Source organism: Bacillus cereus group sp. MYBK14-1, from assembly GCF_051916885.1.
Classification (GTDB): Bacteria; Bacillota; Bacilli; order Bacillales; family Bacillaceae_G; genus Bacillus_A; species Bacillus_A cereus.
The window spans coordinates 367,640-384,299 of the sequence record NZ_JBQAHM010000002.1 but is presented as its reverse complement, the minus strand read 5'-3'; the positions used below and the strand labels follow the sequence as shown (position 1 = coordinate 384,299).

The window sequence follows — 16,660 nt, the reverse complement described above, 5'->3', positions numbered from 1 at the left end:
CTTTTTGTTTATACTAAAAGCAGAGAAACCGAAATAGGGGTGAAAATGATGAATACATTAGAAATTAAAAATTTAACGAAAAAATTTGGTGATTTCATCGCAGTTGATAATATGTCTTTATCTATTAAAGAAGGAGAAATATTTGGCTTTTTAGGATCAAATGGTGCTGGTAAGAGTACAACGATAAATATGATTGCTGGTTTGTTAAGAAGTAATGAAGGTGAGATTAGCATACTAGGAAAAAATATAAAGAAACATAATCGATTTGCGAAAATGAATATCGGTATTGTTCCGCAAGATATTGCGATTTATGAAGAGTTAACTGCCTATGAAAATGTGAAATTCTTTGCTGGATTGTACGGGTTACGAGGAGCCGAATTAAAAGCTAGGGTAGAGGAAGCTCTTAAATTTGTAGGACTTAGTGATAAACAGAAAAGCTATCCGAAGAACTTTTCTGGTGGGATGAAGCGAAGACTGAATATCGCTTGTGCAATTGCTCATAGACCGAAGTTAATTATTATGGATGAGCCGACAGTTGGAATTGATCCACAGTCAAGAAACTACATTTTGCAGTCAGTACGTAAATTAAATGAAATGGGAAGTACAATTATTTATACGAGTCACTACATGGAAGAGGTAGAAGAGATTTGTACGAAAATAGCGATAGTAGATCACGGTAAAGTAATTGCAGAAGGTACGAAAGAACAGTTAAAAGCAATTATTACTGACACGAAAGATATTTGGATTGAAGTGAAATCGGTAGAGAATTTAGATGTAGAAAAATTAAAAGAGATAAACGGTGTGAAAGCAGTTCAAATTGAAGAAAACGTAATTAAAGTGAATTCTGATGCGGGATTAAATAATTTAAATAAAATCATTCAACACTGTATCAATCATGATATTGAAATTCGTTCATTAGAGGAGCAGGCTCCCAACTTAGAAACAGTATTTCTTACCTTAACCGGAAGAAACTTACGAGATAAATAAAAGGTAAATGAAGAAAAGGTAAAGGGAGGTTCATCAATTGAACATCTTCAATATTGCAATTATGCACATTAAAAGAGAATTTAGAGACGTAAGAACTTTAGTTTTTATGTTAGCATTTCCGATTGTACTTATGCTTGTGTTAGGAACAGCGTTAAGTAATGCATTTAATAGCGATAGTCATACTATTAAAGATATACAAGTGATATACAAAGATGAAGCAAATGGTACGTTTTCTCAATCATTTGAAGCATTTGCAAAAGAAGTAAGTAAATCTGGTATTCACTTTAAGAAAGTTTCTGAAGAGGTAGATGGAAAAGAAAAAGTAAAACAAAACAAATACGCTGCGTATGTAGAATTGAATAAGGACGGGGTAAAGTTTTACGGAAGTGATAGAAGTAGTATTGAAAGTAGCATAGTTGAAGGAATGATGACTACATTTGTTGATAAGTACAATGTAGTAGTTGAGATTGAGAAAGTAGACCCTAGTAAAATTAGCACAATAATTCCGAATGGAGAACGTAATGAGTATATTAAAGAAACGGCATTACAAGCGGCTAAAAAACCAGGTTCTATGGATTACTATGCAATTGTAATGACAACGATGGTTGCTTTGTATGGTGCGATGGGAGCAAGTAATTTAATTAGAGGCGAACGAATACGTAAAACAGGAGATCGTCTCATTGCTGCACCTATAACGAAAGCGGAAATTTTTATCGGGAAAATATTGGGTAATATGGTGGCGAATGCACTGTGCATACTACTTGTCGTTTTATTTAGTAAATTTGTTTTTCAAGCTAACTGGGGCGATCATCTTGGAGTTGTCTTACTTATTTTACTAACAGAAGTCCTTTTAGCAACTAGCTTCGGCCTCGGCATCGGATATATTACAAAAACAGGTGAAGCATCTAGAGCAATTATTTTAGTTATCGTACAACTAGCTTCTATTTTTGGCGGGGCATACTTCGTAGTAGAAGAAAATTTCGTTACGAATTTATCACCATTAACGTGGGCAAACACTGCCGTTATGAAAATTATTTATGCAAATGATGTAGGGGCGGCACTACCAGTCATCTCTTTAAATATCGGAATCTCAGCACTCTTTTTATTCATATCGATTATCGCATTACGCAGACGGGAGGGGCTATAGTATGAAAGATATTTTATGGCTTATGCAAAAAACATTATCAGTCCTTTTGAAAAATAAAAAAGGGTTACTCATTATTATTAGCTTGCCGATAATAGGAACGTTAATCTCCTTTTCAATATATGGAAATGCGGGGCAAGGGACGTTAAATATCGGAGTTATAAATAAAGAAAATGAGTCGATAGCAAATGATACGGTGAAATTTTTAGAAGAAATCAATCATGTAAAAGTAAGTAAAGTGAAAGAATCTGAAGTAGAAGATAAACTCACTTCAAAAAAACTTGATGGAGTGATTACGTTACAGTCTGGTTTTTCAGAAAGTGTCCGAGAAGGAAAACCAAGCAATATTGAAATTTCATCGATTAAAGGTGATCAAGTAACAGCGTTTATTAAGTCATATTTGTACAATTATATTGATAATGTAGCAGCGATAAGTAAAGTAGCAGGAACAGATCAAAGTGCATTTGATACGATGTACGCAGGATATCAAAAAAGTTCATTTAAAGTGAAGACTGAGACGTTAGAAGATACTTCGAAAAATAAAGATATGACGAACCAAACCATGGGTTATCTTATTATGTTTATGTTATTTTCAGCAGTGAACTTATCAGGCTATATTTTAAAAGAAAAAGAGAATAGAACGTACTTTAGATTATTATCCACGCCGATAGATGGAAAGAAATTTATATTATCTAACGTCGGGGTAAATATGATTATATTAACAGTACAAATTATGATTACAATCCTATTCTTAACGAATGTTTTTCATACGAATATCAATATGCCCTTCATCGTTATGGTTGGTGTACTGATGATATTTGCTTTAATAGCGATTGGAATGTCGTTAGTAATTGTTGCTTTTTCAAAAAACTCATCATCGGCAAATGCGATGCAAAACATGGTCATTGTACCAACATGCTTACTAGCGGGTTGTTATTTCCCATATGACATTATGCCAAGTGCAGTACAAAAAGTAGCTAATTTTCTTCCACAGCGCTGGTTGTTAGACACAGTATCGAAACTACAACAAGGAATACCATTCTCGGAGTTGTATTTAAACATTTTAATTTTATTCGCTTTCGCAATTGCATTCTTCTTAATTGCTATTTATAAGTTTGGAAGAAATAATGATGCGAGAAATTTTGTTTAATGTGAAAAGGATGTGACGTTAAGTCACATCCTTTTTTGTATGAAGCATGAAATCTAAATTTGAATGACAAAATAGAAAGGTGGAAAGAAAATGATCGGAAGGAAATCAAAATGATTAAAAAAATATTGCGAGTTACTTCTATTGTTATTGCTATTTTCGTTTTTATTTTAATATGGATGCATATCGATGTTACCTTAGGTAGGAAAATGGAAGCTGGGAAAAACATGCCGACAGAGTATGCGCCTCATTATAGTGACTTTCAATTATATGTAGAAGGGAAGTCTTTTTATAAACAATTATTTACTGATATAAGAGAAGCGAAAAGCTCCATTTACACGTATTTCTTCATTTTGTCGGATGATAAAAGTAGCCATACTTTTTTAAACTTATTAAAAGAGAAGGCAAAAGAAGGAGTAAACGTCTATTTATCCGTTGATCGCATTAATGATTTATCATTTGAAAGAAAGATGAAAAATGAATTGCAGGAAAATGGTGTGCATTTTACATATAGTAGAAAACCTGAATTACCATTCGGCTTTTATTCTCTTCATCATCGTAATCATCGCCGTATTACGACGATTGATGGGGAGATTGGCTATACAGGCGGATTTAATATAGGAGATGAGTACTTAGGGAAAGATAAGCGATTTGGATATTGGCGTGATTATCATGTACGGCTTAAAGGAGAAGGAGCAAAAGATTTAGAAGAGCAGTTTGCTTTAGATTGGAAACGAGATACGAAAGAAGAGATAAAGAGGAGTACGAATAAAGCTAGTGAAGGGAATACATTACATACTATGACTAGTTACAATGGGCATTACGTTGCTGAAAAATATATAGAGCTCATAAAACAAGCTCAGCACTCCATTGTAATTGCAACGCCGTATTTTATAGCAAAAAATAAAGAATCCATGAATGCTTTAATCGCAGCACAAAAGCGTGGTGTTACAGTAAAAATACTTTGGTCATATAAACCAGATCTACCTCTTATAAAAGAAGCGGCGTATCCATACATACGTCAAGCTGTTAATAATGGGATTACTGTATATGGGTATAAAAAAGGAATGTTCCATGGCAAATTAATGCTTATTGATAATGAATTAACCGTTATTGGTACAACAAACTTTACTTCGCGTAGCTTCAATATAAATGATGAAATGAATTTTTATATTTATGGTGGTCCTATTGTAGGACAAGTTAATAAGGCGTTAACAGAGGATTTTCATGATTCGAAAGAAATGACGAAAGAGTTTTTTGAAAAGTTATCTTTTTGGGAGCGTTGTAAGGAGAAAGTGGCGGGATTGGTTGACTTCTATTTGTGATGATGAATTAGGAAAGGGTGCCTACAAAAGGCACCCTTTTTTGGTGGGAAATCATTATTTTTCATGCACCAACATCGTAACATCATCATTAATCAACGTCCCCACATGTTCGCCTAAACATATTTTTTTCATGACTCCAGGCTCATCAAAGTTAAAGACATGTGCTGGTAAATTGTAGTCCCGGGCAAGCAGTAATGCCGCTTGATCCATAACTTGTATATTTTGTCTAACGACATCATTATAGTTTAGTTTGCTGTACATTTTTGCTGATTTGTTATGCTTTGGATCACTTGTAAAAACACCGTCGACACCTTGTTTTGCGACTAATATGGCATCGCTATTCATTTCAATAGCTCTTTGTACGCTTGGATAATCTGTCGTCACGAACGGTTGCCCGTTTCCGCCTCCAAAGATAACGATATAGCCGTTATCTAAATGGTGGACTGCACGCAAGCGAATGTATGGTTCAGCTACTGCATTAAACGGGATGGAAGTCATAACGCGTACTTCTCTATTTGTTTTACTTGTTAAAACACCGCGAAGCATTAAGCTGTTAATGATTGTACCTAACGTACCGATATTATCAGCTTCTACTCGATCGATTCCCCATTCTTCAGCTAGATGCCCCCTAAAAATGTTACCGCCACCAATGACGATGGATACTTCGATACCTAAATCAACAATGGATAAAATTTCGTTTGCGATATGTTCTAATCGTTTGGAGTTAAAGCTATTTCCAGTTTGATCGGCAAGTGCACCGCCGCTTAATTTAATTAAGACACGTTTATATGGTCTCATAACAATTCCCCCTATATAGATCGCAATAAAAAAGGAACAAAGGCGAATGCCTTTGTTCCTTTTTAAGAAAATGAAAAAGAAAAGAAGAAGATAGGACGAATTGCTTTGTATAGTTTTTCATAACATCCACTCCTTTTCATTTTGATTTGTTTTAAGTATATATCTTTTTGATTATACGAAACAATCTGATTACTTATCAAGTTTATTTTATCGTTTTTTAACAAAATGGTGTCAATGAAAAAAAGAAGAAAAATATTTGAATTTTTTGTGACGAACTTGTAGGTTTTTGTATGATTTTGTAGGTTCGCTTATAAGATGTGTGAGTAGCTTTTATAAATTCAAATTGAAAGCGTTCGCATGAAGGGGATGAACATAAATGAAAAAATTCGGATTGGCAACACAAATTTTTGTCGCGCTTGTTTTAGGGATTGTAGTAGGGGCAGTCTTTTATGGCAATAAAACGGCGATTTCTTATATCACACCAATTGGGGATATATTTATTCACTTAATTAAAATGATTGTAGTACCAATTGTTATTTCAGCATTAATTGTTGCAGTAGCTGGTGTAGGAGATATGAAAAAGCTTGGGAAACTAGGCGGTAAGACAATTCTTTATTTCGAAATTATTACGACGATTGCTATTTTAATGGGATTACTTGCAGCGAATATATTCCAACCAGGTACTGGCGTTGATATGAGTAATTTACAGCAAAGTGATATTTCTTCTTATAAACAAACTGCAGATGCAACAGAGAAGAAAGGTTTTGCTGAGACAATTGTTCATATTGTACCGAAAAACGTATTTGAATCGATTGCACAAGGTGACCTATTACCGATTATATTCTTCTCAGTACTATTCGGCTTAGGAGTTGCAGCAATTGGAGAAAAAGGAAAGCCAGTCTTTAACTTCTTTGAAGGTGTACTCGAAGCCATGTTTTGGGTTACAAATCAAGTTATGAAATTTGCACCATTTGGTGTATTCGCATTAATTGCCGTTACGGTTGCAAAATTTGGTGTAGCAACATTACTTCCGCTAGGAAAACTAGTGCTAGCTGTATACGTAACTGTTATACTATTCGTTGTGATTGTATTAGGTATTAATGCACGAATGGTTGGAGTAAACATTTTTACATTAATGAAAATTTTAAAAGAAGAACTGATTCTTTCGTTTACGACAGCAAGTTCAGAAGCTGTTTTACCTAATATAATGAGAAAAATGGAAGAGTTCGGTTGTCCAAAGGCAGTTGCCTCTTTCGTAATTCCGACAGGTTATACATTTAACTTGACTGGATCGGCTATTTATCAAGCGTTAGCGGCATTATTTGTTGCACAAATGTACGGTGTGCACATGTCACTAACGGAGCAAATAACGTTATTATTCGTTCTCATGTTAACATCCAAAGGTATGGCGGGAGTTCCAGGTGCATCATTCGTTGTTGTATTAGCAACGCTAGGTTCGATGGGGCTACCACTAGAAGGTATCGCGTTAATTGCGGGAATTGACCGCATTTTAGATATGATTCGCTCATCTGTCAATGTATTAGGAAATGCATTAGCGGCCATTGTTATGTCGAAGTGGGAAGGCGAATTCGATAATGAGAAAGCAAAACAATATGTAGAAACAGTCAAAGAAACAAAAGCAGCATAAGAAATCGTTAAGGAGTGAATAATCATGGCAACATTAACTGAAGTTAAAAATGGTGTTCGAATTGAAAAAGATTTTTTAGGTGAAAAAGAAGTACCAAACTATGCATACTACGGCGTACAAACAATGCGTGCAGTTGAAAACTTCCCAATTACAGGATACAAAATCCATGAAGGCTTAATTAGAGCGTTCGCAATTGTAAAAAAAGCAGCAGCGCTTGCGAATACAGATGTAGGAAGATTGGAATTGAACAAGGGCGGTGCGATCGCAGAGGCTGCTCAAGAAATTCTTGATGGAAAATGGCATGATCATTTCATCGTAGATCCAATCCAAGGCGGAGCGGGTACTTCAATGAACATGAATGCAAATGAAGTCATTGCCAATCGTGCTCTTGAATTATTAGGGATGGAAAAGGGAGACTATCATTATATTAGTCCAAATAGTCATGTAAACATGGCGCAATCAACAAACGATGCATTCCCAACAGCGATTCATATCGCTACATTAAACGCATTAGAAGGTTTATTACAAACGATGGGTTATATGCACGATGTATTTGAATTAAAAGCAGAACAGTTCGATCATGTGATTAAAATGGGTCGTACACATTTACAAGACGCTGTGCCAATTCGCCTTGGACAAGAATTTAAGGCGTACTCTCGTGTACTTGAACGTGATATGAAACGAATTCAGCAATCACGTCAACACTTATATGAAGTGAACATGGGAGCAACTGCAGTTGGTACAGGCTTAAATGCAGACCCAGAATATATTGAAGCAGTTGTAAAACATTTAGCTGCAATTAGTGAACTACCACTAGTTGGTGCAGAAGACTTAGTAGATGCAACGCAAAATACAGATGCATACACAGAAGTATCTGCAGCACTGAAAGTATGTATGATGAATATGTCTAAAATTGCGAATGACCTTCGCTTAATGGCATCAGGTCCACGTGTTGGTTTAGCAGAGATTATGTTACCAGCTCGTCAACCAGGTTCATCTATTATGCCAGGGAAAGTAAACCCTGTTATGCCAGAAGTTATTAATCAAATTGCGTTCCAAGTAATAGGTAATGATCATACAATTTGCCTTGCTTCAGAAGCAGGACAATTAGAATTAAACGTGATGGAACCAGTACTTGTTTTCAACTTACTGCAATCGATTAGCATTATGAATAACGGTTTCCGTGCCTTTACAGATAATTGCTTAAAAGGAATTGAAGCGAATGAAGATCGCTTAAAAGAGTATGTTGAGAAAAGTGTAGGAATTATTACAGCCGTGAACCCTCATATCGGTTATGAAGCAGCAGCTCGCGTTGCGAAAGAAGCAATTGCAACAGGCCAATCCGTTCGAGAACTTTGTGTGAAAAATGGTGTATTGTCACAAGAAGACTTAGAGTTAATTCTAGATCCATTCGAAATGACACACCCAGGGATTGCAGGAGCAACTCTTTTAAAGAAAAATTAAAAGAAGAGGGGGACAATCCCCTCTTTTTTGTTTACAATATAGAAATGCTATATATGAATAGAGGTAGGGATGTTATGAGCAAGTTTACAGTAGCTTCTAATGGTGCATTAGAAACAACATTAAGAGGAGCAGAAGTATTATCAACACCACTTTTAAATAAAGGGGTAGCTTTCACACAAAATGAAAGAGAAGAGTTAGGTTTAAAAGGGTTATTACCGCCAGCGGTTTTAACGTTAGAAGAACAGGCACGCCGAGCATACGAACAATTTAGTTCTCAGCCGGATGATTTATTAAAGAATGTATACTTAACTGCGTTACATGATCGAAATGAAGTATTATTTTATCGTATATTAACAGATCATTTACGTGAAATGTTACCGATTGTATATACACCAACTGTCGGTGTAGCAATTCAAAGATATAGTCATGAATATCGTAAACCACGTGGTGTTTATTTATCAATTAACGATCCATCAGGTATCGAAGAAGCATTCACGAATATCGGTGCAACAGCTGAGAACATTGATTTAGTCGTTGTAACAGATGGAGAAGGCATATTAGGAATTGGTGACTGGGGCGTTGGTGGTATTAACATCGCAATCGGAAAGCTAGCTGTTTATACGGCCGCAGTTGGAATCGATCCTAGCCGTGTATTACCGGTAATTTTAGATGTAGGTACAAACCGTGAGGAGCTATTAAACAATCCATTTTATATTGGAAATCGTCACCCTCGTATAACAGGTGAAGCTTACGATGAATTTATTGATACGTTTGTACAAGCGGTAAACAAACAATTCCCGAAAGCACTTTTACATTGGGAAGACTTTAGTTCTCGTAACGCACGAAAAATTTTAGATAAATACCGTCATGATGTTTGTACGTTTAATGATGATATTCAAGGTACAGGTGCAGTTTCACTTGCGGCAGTATTATCGGCAGTGAAAGCTTCTGGTGTACCGCTAAGTGAACACCGCGTTGTTGTATTTGGTGCTGGTACGGCTGGAATCGGTATCGCAGATCAAGTTAGAGATGCGATGGTCCGCGTAGGCGTATCTGAAGAAGAATCATATAAGCGTTTCTGGTGTATTGATCGTAACGGGTTAGTTACAGATAATATGGAAGATCTTCTTGATTTCCAAATTCCGTACGCAAGAAAAGAAGCAGAAGTAAGTGGGTGGAAGCAAAATGATGTGATCGGACTTGCTGAAGTTGTGAAACATGTAAAACCGACAATTTTAATTGGTACATCTACTGTTGCAGGTGCATTTAAAGAAGCGATTATTAAAGAAATGGCTTCTCACGTAGAAAGACCAATTATTTTACCAATGTCGAATCCGACGCCACTTGCTGAAGCAAAACCAGCAGATTTAATCGAGTGGACAGAAGGAAGAGCGTTAGTTGCAACAGGAAGTCCATTTGAACCAGTTACATATAACGGTGTAACGTATGTGATTGGACAATCAAATAATGCACTTATTTTCCCAGGGCTTGGTCTTGGAACAATTGTAGTACGAGCAAGCGTCATGACGGATGGAATGTTCGCAGCGGCTGCTGAAGCAGTTGCAAGTATGGTAGATACAAGTCAGCCAGGAGCACCTATTTTACCAGAGGTCGAAGAATTACGTAATATCTCAGAAATGGTTGCAATTGAAGTAGCGAAAGTTGCAGTTGCCGAAGGTGTTGCAAGAGTGAACTTAAGTGATAACGATATCAAGATGGCAGTGCAAGAAGCAATGTGGAAGCCAGAGTATCGCCAAATAAAAGCGGTAGAAAAGGTTAGAATATAGAAAAAAAGCCCGTTTATAACAATAAGCGGGCTTTCACTTTTACTACTGAAAAAAAGTATAGGAAGTGTCACCTTTGAATTGGAATCAATTATGGAAGAAAGATATGTCCCTTTTAATTATATTAATGGTCGTTGTTCCGATTGCTGGGGAGCTGAACTTTCATCCCTTTAATGATACGTTTCGAGTTAGCTTCGGTACACCGCTATTCTTCTTTTTATTATTATTTTTAAGAAGAGTACCAGCAGGAGTTGCAGGTATTCTTGTTGGTATATCTGTAGTCTTATTCCGAGTATGTCTTGACTGGATCATGCAAGGTTCATTTCATATGACAGAATCATTTTATTTGCGTTATCCTGTGTTCTTCTATTATTTTATTTATGGCAGTTTTTTTTCGCTTTGTAGGGTAAATAAGTTCCATCAGAAACCAATCATTATTGGATGCCTTGGAATTTCAATTGAAATTGTTGCAAGTATGTCAGAACTTGCGTTTTATCACATGTTAGTACTAGGTACAACAATAACGATTTCTGAAGTGAATAAACTTATTATTATTGCTATTTTTCGTAGTTTCTTTGCACTTGGTTTTTTAAATATGATGAATTTATATGAAACGAAATTAAAAGAATCGCAAGTTCGAAAAGAAAATGAAAATATGTTAATGCATCTTTCTAATTTATATGTGGAATCTGTTCATTTGAAAAAGACGTTACAAAATGCGGAGTTAATTACACAAGAAGCATATCAACTATATCGAAATTTACAAGTAAGCGCTGATTCAAGTAGTAAAACAGCATTGAAAATAGCGGGGGAAGTGCATGAAATAAAAAAGGATAATCAAAGGATATTTGCAGGATTATCTAAACTGTTATTAGATAAAAATGTGGCTGAATATGTAGAAGGACATGAGTTAGCAGAGATGATTGTTAGAATAAACGAGAAGTATGCTGAAATGCTAGAAAAGGATATACGTTTTTCTAAACATATAGAAGGTGAGCATGCTGCATACCACGTGTATACAGTGCTATCAATTTTTAATAACTTAGTTGCAAATGCAGTTGAAGCAATTGAAGATAAAGGTTTCGTTATTATTAAGCTATATAAAAGAAATCAGCATATATTTTTTGAAGTAATTGACGATGGGCCTGGTATTACACAAAAGTATAAGAAATTAGTATTTAAGCCAGGATTTACTTCCAAGTATGATCAAACGGGAACACCGTCAACTGGTATTGGGCTTTCTTACATAAATGAAATGGTAACAGAGCTAGGCGGAGAAGTGAAATTAGAAGACCGAGAAAATAAAAGAGGATGTAAGTTTATCGTTTGTTTACCAGAGGATAGTTTAAAGCAGGAAGGGGAATAGATTTGTTTTATTATATCGTAGACGATGATGAAGTTTTCCGTTCGATGCTTTCGCAAATTATTGAAGATGGAGATCTTGGAGAAGTAATTGGTGAGGCGGATGACGGAGCTTTTATTGAAGCGGATCAACTAAATTTTAAAAAAGTAGATATTTTATTTATTGATTTGTTGATGCCGATGAGGGACGGAATTGAAACAGTTCGTCACATTGCGTCAACTTTCACGGGGAAAATCATTATGATTTCTCAAGTGGAATCGAAGCAGCTTATAGGTGAGGCATATACACTTGGTGTAGAATATTATATTACAAAACCATTAAACAAAATCGAAGTTGTATCTGTTGTACGCAAAGTGATGGAGCGTATTAGATTGGAGCGTTCTATACATGATATTCAAAAATCATTGAATAACGTGTTTCAGTGGGAAAAGCCGCAATTGCGTACTGAACCAGTGCAAGAAGGAAAAAAGATAGGGGATTTAGGACGCTTTTTACTATCAGAACTCGGTATTGCGGGAGAGAATGGAAGTAAAGATTTACTTAGTATGCTGGAATATTTATATGGTCAAGAAAAGGCACAGACATTTGAGTTTGGCTTTCCTGCGTTAAAAGAAATTTTTCATCATATTACGATAAGGAAATTAGGGGATCTAGCTTTAGAGGCGGATATTGATAAAGAGAAAAAAGCGTCTGAACAAAGAGTACGTCGAGCTATTTATCAGTCGTTAAATCATTTGGCTTCTTTAGGATTAACAGACTTTTCAAATCCAAAATTTGAAAGCTATGCTCCAAAATTTTTCGATTTTACCGTAGTTAGAAAACGGATGACAGAAATGACGAAAGATGAACTCGCATCTTCTGGTCATACGCGAATTAATACGAAGAAGTTTATTCAAGTGTTGTATTTTGAGGCGAAGAGGTTGATGGAGATAGAGTGAAGAAGATGCTTATAAATAAGCATCTTCTTTTGTTAAATCAACATTTTATATTTTCTCGTGGAGCATGTAAAATGTTAAGTAAGAGAAAATGGTTTTATATTAAGGAAGTGTCAAAGCGATGAGTTTCACATTGAATAAATCGATTATTAAAGAAGTGTGCGGAGAGACCTCATATAAAAGAGGTGAAGCCTATTATAAATCAAATAAAGTGATAATAGATCATTACGATGAAAATAAAGAAATTTGTGAGGCGACAGTAAAAGGGAACGAGGATTTCCATGTTACAGTAGCAAAAGCCAAAAAGGGTGATGTTGTTGCAAAATGTAGTTGTCCTTCATTAGCGTCTTTTCAAACGTACTGTCAACATGTTGCAGCAGTATTAATACAAATAAACTATAATCAACAAACAGGTGGAATGAGCTCCACTAGTAGCAGAAATGATCAATTGACAAGTGGTATGTTTCAGCTGTTTGCAGACAAACCACTGAGGCCAAAAAGTAAACAACACCGTTTTGATACACGTGAAATATTAGATATTGAGTTTATATGTACACCAGTTGCTACGAGAAGTGGTGGGGCTCTTCTTGGAATTCAATTGAAACTTGCCAAAGTGTATTTCATAAATCATATTAGAGAATTTCTTTCTAAGGTGGAGAAAAGAGAGTCTTTGCATTGTTCAAATGAATTTACATATACACCAGATGTACATAGTTTTAAACAAGAAACGGATGCGATTATTCAGCAGCTCATTAAAATGTATCATAACGAAAAAATGTATGAAGATACGCTAGAAGTACACGCGAAACAAGATGAAAGTATGATATTTATACCACCAGCTTCATGGAAAGATATGCTCTTTTCACTTTCTAAAGCTGAATATGTACAGCTGAAACAAAATGAACAACTGTTTCAGGGATTACAAGTTTCAAAAGGGTTGTTGCCGTTACACTTTGAATTTACGAAGGGAAATAATGGCGGATTTACACTTCATATAGAGGGTTTAAATCGTGTACAAGTTATGGATATGTATAACAATGCACTTTACGATGGGAAATTATATCACTTACACATTGAAGATTGTATGCGACTTATTGAATTACAAAAGATGATGAGTCGCTCAAATAGTAATCAGTTTTATATTCCAGAAAGTAAGATGGAACATTTCGTCACGAAAGTTGTACCAGGATTAATGAAGCTCGGAACTGTACACATTGATGAAGTAATATCGGATCGTGTTGAAACACCTTCGCTAAAAGCGAAATTGTATTTAGACCGCGTGAAAAATCGCTTATTAGCAGGTCTTGAATTTCACTATGGGAACGTCATGATTAATCCGCTAGAAGAGGATGGACAGCCGTCTGTTTTTAATCGTGATGAGAAAAAGGAAAAAGAGATTTTAGACATTATGAGTGAAAGTGCTTTTGCAAAAACAGAAGGCGGTTACTTTATGCATAATGAAGAAGCTGAGTATAATTTTTTATATCACGTTGTGCCAACATTAAAAGGTTTAGTTGATATTTATGCGACTACAGCAATCAAATTGCGAATTAGTAAAGGGGATGCAGTTCCTCTTATTAGAGTGAGAAGAAAAGAAAGAATTGATTGGTTGTCATTTCGTTTTGATATAAAAGGAATACCAGAAGCAGAAATTAAAGGTGTATTAGCGGCCCTTGAAGAGAAACGTAAATATTATCGATTGGCGAATGGTTCGTTTTTATCGCTAGAGAGTAAAGAGTTTAATGAAATTAATCAGTTTATAAAAGAATCAGGTATTCGGAAAGAATTTTTACATGGAGAAGAGGTAAATGTTCCGCTTATTCGAAGTGTAAAATGGATGAACGGACTTCATGAAGGCAATGTTTTAAGTTTGGATGATTCTGTTCAAGAGTTAGTAGAAAACATTCAAAACCCGAAAAAATTAAAGTTTGCTGTGCCAAATACTTTAAATGCAGAAATGAGAAAGTATCAAGTATATGGGTTCGAATGGATGAAAACACTTGCTCATTACCGTTTTGGCGGTATTTTAGCAGATGATATGGGACTTGGAAAAACGTTGCAAAGCATTGCTTTTATAGATTCTGTTTTGACTGAGATTCGAGAAAAGAAACTGCCAATATTAGTCGTTTCACCATCATCTCTTGTTTATAATTGGTTTAGTGAATTGAAAAAATTCGCCCCGCATATTAGAGCAGTTATTGCAGATGGAAACCAAGCAGAGCGCCGGAAAATTTTGAAAGATATAACGGAATTTGATGTCGTAATCACGTCATATCCATTACTGAGAAGAGATATAAGATTATATGCAAGACCATTTCATACACTATTTCTTGATGAAGCACAGGCGTTTAAAAACCCTACAACGCAAACGGCAAGAGCTGTGAAAACAATTCAAGCTGAATACCGTTTCGGACTAACTGGTACACCTGTAGAAAATTCATTAGAAGAGCTATGGTCTATCTTCCATGTCGTCTTCCCGGAATTATTACCAGGAAGAAAAGAGTTCGGTGATTTAAGGCGTGAAGATATAGCGAAGCGAGTGAAACCATTCGTATTAAGACGATTAAAAGGGGACGTATTAAATGAGTTGCCAGAGAAAATAGAGCACTTACAATCATCGGAGCTATTACCCGATCAAAAGAGTCTTTATGCTGCTTATTTAGCGAAGCTAAGGGAAGAAACGTTAAAGCATTTAGACAAAGATACGTTACGTAAAAATAAAATTAGAATTTTAGCTGGTTTAACGAGATTGCGACAAATTTGTTGCCATCCTGCTTTATTTGTTGATGATTACAAAGGAAGTTCAGCTAAATTTGAACAACTGTTAGAGATTTTAGAGGAATGTAGAAGTACAGGGAAGAGAATATTAATTTTTTCTCAATTTACGAAGATGCTTTCCATTATTGGTCGTGAGTTAAATCGACAAGCAATTCCATACTTTTATTTAGACGGGAGTACACCAGCGCAGGATCGTGTAGAGCTGTGCGATCGGTTTAACGAAGGAGAAGGAGATCTATTTCTCATTTCTTTAAAAGCTGGTGGTACCGGACTTAATTTAACTGGTGCAGATACAGTAATATTATATGATTTATGGTGGAATCCAGCTGTTGAACAACAAGCGGCCGATAGGGCGTATCGAATGGGACAAAAAAATACAGTGCAAGTTATAAAGCTAGTAGCTCAGGGAACAATTGAGGAGAAAATGCATGAACTGCAAGAAAGTAAGAAAAATTTAATCGCTGAAGTGATTGAGCCGGGAGAAGAGAAATTGTCCTCAATCACAGAGGAAGAAATTCGAGATATTTTAATGATTTAATATGAAAAAGCTATGCTTTCACATGTGAAAGCATAGCTTTTTGTTGTAATAATTATATTTTGTTTTGTGCAAAGTAAAGAAATCAAATGTTATTTAAATTACTTCTTTGTACCTTTACTTTTGTAGGGTTTGGCAGCTGCTTTTTTCTTTGCACTTGATTGCCAACGGTTCCATCCTTTACTTCCTGTACCTTGTCCTACACCTTTTTTCGGTTTTGCTTTCGTTTTACTCATATGATCACTCCGTTACATAAAAATCTTATTTGATAATAGTCAATGATTTAGAAAATACTCTTTATAAATGACTATGATTGCTTTAAGTAAAAATAAACTGCTTGAATGCTATAGTATAACATGAATTTGCAAGTAAACTGAAAGGAATTATAAAGAAAATGAAAATAATAAGAAATACTGCAGATTCTATATTCCGAACGATCACATTAATTGTTGTGTATACGTTAGTTTCGGTCAGTGAAACATTTTTGGGATTGACGAGGCAGAAAAAGTAAAGATGTTAAATTAACAACAATCAATAAAGCCGTAAAATAAAGAATTGAAAAATATTTTAAAACTTTTTGTTGACTTTCTTTATTTTTTGTATAGAATAATCATTAATAAAATGTTTCAGAGATGTGACAACAAAACGACTATGAAAGGACGAGTAGTAGTAGGACGTAGTTTAAGCGAGTCAGGGGTGGTGTGAGCCTGATACGAAGCCTATTATGAAGAACCTCCTGGAGTTGCTAACCG

12 protein-coding genes and 1 other annotated feature (1 of these 13 only partly in view) are annotated in these 16,660 nt (G+C 35.4%); of the genes, 10 read left to right on the top strand and 2 right to left on the bottom strand.

Features of this window, described 5'->3' with window-relative positions; genetic code table 11:
• Positions 1–48 precede the first annotated feature (48 nt).
• The 4 genes from ACTFR3_RS07900 to ACTFR3_RS07885 all read left to right on the top strand — a co-directional run bounded on the left by ACTFR3_RS07900 (position 49) and on the right by ACTFR3_RS07885 (position 4,603).
• The gene (locus tag ACTFR3_RS07900) at positions 49–987 is read left to right on the top strand and encodes an ABC transporter ATP-binding protein (RefSeq protein WP_001093804.1); all 939 of its coding nucleotides are present in this window, start codon (positions 49–51) and stop codon (positions 985–987) included.
• Positions 988–1,024: 37 nt separating this feature from the next.
• On the top strand, positions 1,025–2,134 hold the full coding sequence (locus tag ACTFR3_RS07895; RefSeq protein WP_001020161.1) for an ABC transporter permease: 1,110 nt from the start codon (positions 1,025–1,027) through the stop codon (positions 2,132–2,134).
• Between the two features lies 1 nt (position 2,135).
• Positions 2,136–3,281 (top strand): ABC transporter permease, encoded by a 1,146-nt coding sequence (locus tag ACTFR3_RS07890; RefSeq protein ID WP_000651904.1) that lies wholly within the window; start codon positions 2,136–2,138, stop codon positions 3,279–3,281.
• Between the two features lie 110 nt (positions 3,282–3,391).
• On the top strand, positions 3,392–4,603 hold the full coding sequence (locus ACTFR3_RS07885; RefSeq protein WP_259590655.1) for a phospholipase D-like domain-containing protein: 1,212 nt from the start codon (positions 3,392–3,394) through the stop codon (positions 4,601–4,603).
• Positions 4,604–4,657: 54 nt separating this feature from the next.
• On the opposite strand, the gene pyrH is transcribed toward ACTFR3_RS07885, so the two are convergent.
• The gene (gene pyrH / locus ACTFR3_RS07880; protein WP_001248059.1) at positions 4,658–5,401 is read right to left on the bottom strand and encodes a UMP kinase; all 744 of its coding nucleotides are present in this window, start codon (positions 5,399–5,401) and stop codon (positions 4,658–4,660) included.
• Between the two features lie 376 nt (positions 5,402–5,777).
• Here pyrH and ACTFR3_RS07875 point away from each other — a divergent pair, with 376 nt between their 5' ends.
• From ACTFR3_RS07875 to ACTFR3_RS07850, 6 genes are all read left to right on the top strand, one after another.
• Positions 5,778–7,049: a cation:dicarboxylate symporter family transporter gene (locus tag ACTFR3_RS07875; protein ID WP_000713293.1), complete on the top strand. Its 1,272-nt coding sequence runs from the start codon at positions 5,778–5,780 to the stop codon at positions 7,047–7,049.
• Between the two features lie 24 nt (positions 7,050–7,073).
• On the top strand, positions 7,074–8,513 hold the full coding sequence (gene aspA / locus ACTFR3_RS07870) for an aspartate ammonia-lyase (RefSeq protein ID WP_000224194.1): 1,440 nt from the start codon (positions 7,074–7,076) through the stop codon (positions 8,511–8,513).
• A 74-nt stretch (positions 8,514–8,587) separates the two neighbouring features.
• Positions 8,588–10,300: an oxaloacetate-decarboxylating malate dehydrogenase gene (gene malS, locus ACTFR3_RS07865; protein WP_141096661.1), complete on the top strand. Its 1,713-nt coding sequence runs from the start codon at positions 8,588–8,590 to the stop codon at positions 10,298–10,300.
• A gap of 64 nt (positions 10,301–10,364) precedes the next feature.
• Positions 10,365–11,663: a sensor histidine kinase gene (locus tag ACTFR3_RS07860; RefSeq protein ID WP_002023846.1), complete on the top strand. Its 1,299-nt coding sequence runs from the start codon at positions 10,365–10,367 to the stop codon at positions 11,661–11,663.
• Positions 11,664–11,665: 2 nt separating this feature from the next.
• Complete coding sequence (locus tag ACTFR3_RS07855) at positions 11,666–12,598, top strand: response regulator (RefSeq protein ID WP_000500302.1); 933 nt, start codon at positions 11,666–11,668, stop codon at positions 12,596–12,598.
• A 118-nt stretch (positions 12,599–12,716) separates the two neighbouring features.
• Positions 12,717–15,911, top strand: a complete 3,195-nt coding sequence (locus ACTFR3_RS07850) for a DEAD/DEAH box helicase (RefSeq protein WP_086692830.1) — start codon at positions 12,717–12,719, stop codon at positions 15,909–15,911.
• 98 nt (positions 15,912–16,009) lie between these two features.
• Here the strand turns inward: ACTFR3_RS07850 and ACTFR3_RS07845 are convergent, their stop codons facing one another.
• Entirely contained in the window at positions 16,010–16,144 is a 135-nt protein-coding gene (locus tag ACTFR3_RS07845; protein WP_000047588.1) for a DUF3934 domain-containing protein, read from the bottom strand.
• A gap of 406 nt (positions 16,145–16,550) precedes the next feature.
• Positions 16,551–16,660, top strand: a binding site (T-box leader) (it continues 149 nt past the right edge of the window).